Source organism: Paenibacillus roseus, assembly GCF_016424485.1.
GTDB lineage: Bacteria > Bacillota > Bacilli > Paenibacillales > Paenibacillaceae > Paenibacillus_D > Paenibacillus_D roseus.
In genome coordinates this window covers 80,205-80,631 of record NZ_JAELUP010000107.1, presented here as the reverse complement: position 1 = coordinate 80,631, position 427 = coordinate 80,205, and the positions used below count along the sequence as shown (strand labels likewise).

At 55.0% G+C, this 427-nt stretch carries 1 protein-coding gene; it reads right to left on the bottom strand.

All coding sequences use genetic code 11. The annotated features are described in order from the left end of the window. On the bottom strand, positions 1-427 hold a 427-nt coding region (locus JFN88_RS21790), incomplete at both ends, for a hypothetical protein (RefSeq protein ID WP_199021436.1).

Below are 427 nucleotides of genomic sequence, written 5' to 3'. Positions count from 1 at the left end.
CGACTACGGGAGCAACCGTCCTGACAATATCGCCAAAAATGCCTTGAGGCGCAAGCTGTGGTCCGGCCTGGAAAGGAAGGACTTGCCCAATCAAGTTGCCAGCCGAATTAATAACCTGACCGGCAGAGCCGCCAACGATGTTGCCGACTACGGGAGCAACCGTCCTGACAATATCGCCAAAAATGCCTTGAGGCGCAAGCTGTGGTCCGGCCTGGAAAGGAAGGACCTGTGCAACAGGGGTACCAGCCGAATTAATAAACGGACTGGTAAAACCGCCAGCAATGTTGCATATTGGAGTCGTGGTTCTGGCAAGATCGCTAAAAAAGCTTTGAGGCGCAAGCTGCGGTCCGGCTTGGAAAGGAAGGACTTGTCCGGCCAGGGTGCCAGCCGAACTAATAAACTGACCGGCAGAGCCGCCAACGATGTC